Below are 4303 nucleotides of genomic sequence, written 5' to 3'. Positions count from 1 at the left end.
GTAATTTCGGATTTTTGAATACCTGTGAGGATAATTTTGATACAAAATCGTCGAAATCTTAGGTGGCGATCGCTAATATCAAATCCCCAAACGACCATTTTTCGTTGTGTGACAGTTTAGGGTGCGGAAGGTGGGTTTTATGTTAGGGAACACCAAAAAATAAATTACCCAATTTTGTGGGATGGGCAGGATGCCCGTCTTTGATGATTAGCGGGCAAGATGCCCGCACTACAAGAAATTTTTGGGGATTTTATTTCTTGGAAGTCCCTTAATCTACTGATTGTGCAGTTTAGCTTAACCGACAGAAGCCCCACGACTGACCCTAAGGGCAGCGGGGGATGAATGGCGCGTGAATTAACGACAGTTTTTCGACCAATGCGATAGCAAGGGAGAAAAACATGGAGGCAGTTCACAAATCTTGTGTTATAGTTTTTTATAGTAAATACTTTTCACTCTAATATGTTAAGAGTAGTCAAAGTCAGATTATATCCAGATGCCCAGCAACAGCAATCATTGGCACGAGCCTTTGGCAGTTGTCGTTGGCTATGGAATTATTTTTTGAATTTGATGAACGAAACGTACAAAGAGACAGGTAAAGGATTGTCTGGATACGAAGTTAAAAAGACAATCCCTCAACTAAAGAAAGAACATGAGTGGTTGTCGCTAACTTATTCTCAGTGCTTGCAACAAGTCTGCTTGAATCTGGGGGTTGCATTTAACAATTTCTTTGAAAAAAGAGCTAGATACCCCAAGTTTAAATCCAGACATGGTAAGCAGTCTATTCAGTATCCTCAAAATATCAAGATTGCCGATAATCAATTAATCCTACCGAAAATAGGGAAAGTATCAGCAATTATTCATCGAGAGATTCAAGGGAAGATTAAAACTGTAACTATCACCAAAAATTGCAGTGAGCAATATTTCGCTGCTATTTTATTTGAAGATGGTAAAGAGAAGCCAGAGTCAATTGTCGAAGGTAAAGCAATAGGCATTGATTTGGGATTAACTCATTTTGCGATTACCAGTGATGGCTCTAAGTTTGATAACCCTCGAATACTGAATAAACACGAGAAGAACTTAAAGATAAAACAACAGCAATTATCTAGAAAACAAAAAGGCTCTAATAACCGAAATAAAGCTAGAAAGAAAGTTGCTAGAGTCCATAGAAAGATAACTAATTGTAGAGAAGATTTTCTCCATAAACTATCTCGTAGGATAGTCAACGAAAGCCAAGTTATTGTGGTAGAAAATCTTCATGTTAAAGGCATGATGCAAAATCACTGCCTAGCCAAATCTATTCAACAAGTTGGCTGGGGAATGTTTTGTACCATGCTTAAATACAAAGCAGAAAACGAAGGGAAGATTTATCAAGAAGTTGATAGATTCTTTCCTTCGTCAAAAACTTGTCATGTATGCCTTAACCAAGTAAGTAGCTTACCACTTGATATCAGGTTTTGGACTTGTGAAAAGTGCCAAACCAAACATGATAGAGATGTCAATGCAGCGATAAACCTCAGAGATGAGGGACTACGAATACTTCGACTGCGCTCAGTACAAGTCTTGACCTCTGGAACGGGGGATAAAGCGATGAAGTGTGGTCTTGGGGGTTTCCCCCATGAACAACTTCATCAAGAAGCCTGTCGCCCAGAAGTAAGTCGCAGTAATAGAGGACGAAAGAAGTCTACTACTGTGCTTTCTGTTGGGCAGGAAGCCCACACTGTACCGTCAGGTCAGTGTGGGTAGTTCACTTATTCATTCTCATCCGGGTCTAAATCTTCTTCTGTCAATTCTTGATGAGGAACAGCCGCAATAATTGCATCTATGACTTTACCTACTGGTAGTATCTCAATCCCAATATCAGGAAATTTTGTCCCTTTAGGAACTATGGCTCTTTTAAATCCTAGTTTCGCGGCTTCTTTTAACCTTAGTTCCATTTGGGAAACCGAGCGTACTTGTCCCCCTAATCCGACTTCCCCAATTAAGACTGTACCAGGATCAACTATTCGATCTCGGAAACTGGCAACTATCGCTACTGCTATTCCTAAATCTACCGCTGGTTCTTCTACATTTAATCCCCCCGCAGAAGCAACGTAGGAATCTAATTTGGACATAGGTATCCCTACACGCTTTTCTAAGACGGCGAGAATCTGCACTAAGCGATTATAATCTATGCCTGTACCCGCCCGACGAGGAGATGGGTAACTGGTAGGACTGACTAAAGCCTGTAATTCCACAACTATTGGTCTTGTTCCTTCACAAGCCACCACAATAGCCGTACCCGGAGCCGGATCATCACGATTGCCTAAAAACAGTTCGGAAGGATTATCAACTTCCTTTAATCCTTGGGATACCATTTCAAATATACCAATTTCGTGGGTTGCTCCGAAACGGTTTTTTACAGTTCTTAATAATCTGTGGGAGGCAAAGCGATCGCCTTCAAAATATAATACGGTATCTACTAAATGTTCTAATACTTTGGGACCGGCGATCGCTCCTTCTTTGGTAACATGACCCACAATTAACATCGTAATATCTTCATGTTTTGCCACCTTCATCAAAGCTGCGGTACATTCCCTGACTTGAGCAACTGAACCCGGTGCTGATGTCAAAGCAGGAAAAAACACTGTTTGGATACTATCTATTACCGCTACATTTGGTTTTAGAGAATCTATCTCCCTCAGAATTTCTTCTAAATCCGTTTCTGGCAAAACATACAAATTTGCACCTATACTGTCAGGATCTATCGGTTTTTCCGGATCTTTGTTTTCAGGATCTTCCGTGACTAGCGTAGGTGGTTTTGACATTCCCAAACGAGAAGCACGCAATTTTACCTGTTGTCCAGATTCTTCTCCAGTCACATAGAGAATTCGGTATTTTTGCGCCAATTGGTTAGAAACTTGCAGTAGTAAAGTTGATTTACCGATACCAGGGTCGCCACCAATTAGCACCATCGAACCGGGAACAATTCCACCACCTAAAACTCGATCTAATTCCCCATAACCGGACTCCCAACGAGCAATTTGGCGATCGCTAATTTGGTCAAAAGTCAGAGAAGATCTGGCCTTAGCTGGTTTATTATGAGACTTACTATGACCTCCAGCTTGCCAATTTCCCACTCCAGACCGGCTAGGTATATCCCCGATAAAAGAACTAATATTTTGCTCAACTAAAGAATCGTAAGTGTCACAATTTGAACATTTTCCGAACCATTGAGAGAATTCCGCTGCACAACTACTACAGATATAAATGGTTTTTGGCTTTGCCATGCTTAAATTTTAGTTAATAATCTTAATTTTTCCTTAAATTTTGGAAAAAACGAACATCTAATAATAGTAATAGTTGGAAGCTCTTTCCAAATCAATTGAGAGCAATGATATCTTAATATTATGATATTTAAAATTAATCATCAAAAATTTTAGTTAAGGAGCATGACAAAACTTGGAAAGTCATAAAGAAAAAATCCTGGTAGTAGACGACGAAGCCAGCATTCGGCGGATTTTGGAAACACGCCTTTCCATGATTGGCTACGATGTAGTGACAGCAGGAGATGGTGAGGAAGCTTTAGAAATATTTCGCAAAGCTGAACCAGACCTAGTAGTTTTAGACGTAATGATGCCAAAACTAGATGGTTATGGCGTTTGTCAAGAATTACGCAAAGAATCCGATGTCCCCATTATTATGCTCACCGCTTTGGGAGATGTGGCAGATCGCATCACCGGCTTAGAATTGGGTGCGGATGATTATGTCGTTAAACCCTTTTCACCCAAAGAACTAGAAGCACGGATTCGTTCAGTCTTGCGACGGGTGGACAAAACAGGTGCAAATGGTATTCCTAGTTCTGGGGTGATTCATGTCAGCACCATCAAAATTGATACAAATAAGCGTCAAGTTTATAAGGGTGATGAGCGCATTCGCTTAACCGGTATGGAATTTAGCTTATTAGAATTGTTAGTCAGTCGTTCTGGTGAAGCTTTTTCCCGCTCAGAAATTTTGCAGGAAGTATGGGGATATACTCCTGAACGCCATGTAGATACTCGCGTTGTGGATGTACATATCTCTCGTTTACGGGCAAAATTAGAAGATGATCCCAGCAACCCTGAACTAATTATCACCGCTAGAGGTACTGGTTATCTGTTCCAACGCATATTAGAACCAGGGGAAGAGTAAAGTATTGGTGATTGGTAATTGGTGATTGGTAATTGGTGATTGGTAATTGGGGAATATTATAGTTCTTCTTCTTCTTCTTCCTCCTCCTGACTCCTGACTCGGTGACTCCTGACTCCTGACTCGGTGACTCCTGACT

At 40.7% G+C, this 4303-nt stretch carries 3 protein-coding genes; 2 read left to right on the top strand and 1 reads right to left on the bottom strand.

Features of this window, described 5'->3' with window-relative positions; genetic code table 11:
- The first annotated feature begins 459 nt into the window (after positions 1–459).
- A complete protein-coding gene (locus PN450_RS08275; protein ID WP_271835976.1) occupies positions 460–1743 on the top strand; it encodes an RNA-guided endonuclease InsQ/TnpB family protein in 1284 nt (427 codons plus the stop codon).
- Between the two features lie 5 nt (positions 1744–1748).
- On the opposite strand, the gene radA is transcribed toward PN450_RS08275, so the two are convergent.
- Positions 1749–3266: a DNA repair protein RadA gene (gene radA / locus PN450_RS08270; RefSeq protein WP_271835975.1), complete on the bottom strand. Its 1518-nt coding sequence runs from the start codon at positions 3264–3266 to the stop codon at positions 1749–1751.
- Positions 3267–3438: 172 nt separating this feature from the next.
- On the opposite strand from radA, the gene rpaB reads away from it, so the two are divergent.
- Positions 3439–4167, top strand: coding sequence for a response regulator transcription factor RpaB (rpaB, locus tag PN450_RS08265; RefSeq protein ID WP_148765483.1), 729 nt, complete (start codon positions 3439–3441; stop codon positions 4165–4167).
- Positions 4168–4303: the final 136 nt, after the last annotated feature.

This window comes from Dolichospermum lemmermannii CS-548, from assembly GCF_028330815.1.
Classification (GTDB): Bacteria; Cyanobacteriota; Cyanobacteriia; order Cyanobacteriales; family Nostocaceae; genus Dolichospermum; species Dolichospermum lemmermannii.
Note: the sequence above shows the minus strand (reverse complement) of the source record. Positions and strands in the feature narration are given on the sequence as shown.

What these genes read in the sequence shown, in the direction of transcription:
- PN450_RS08275 (WP_271835976.1), top strand. Translation starts at nt 460, where the DNA reads ATGTTAAGAGTAGTCAAAGTCAGATTATATCCAGATGCCCAGCAACAG.
- radA (WP_271835975.1), bottom strand. Translation starts at nt 3,266, where the DNA reads ATGGCAAAGCCAAAAACCATTTATATCTGTAGTAGTTGTGCAGCGGAA.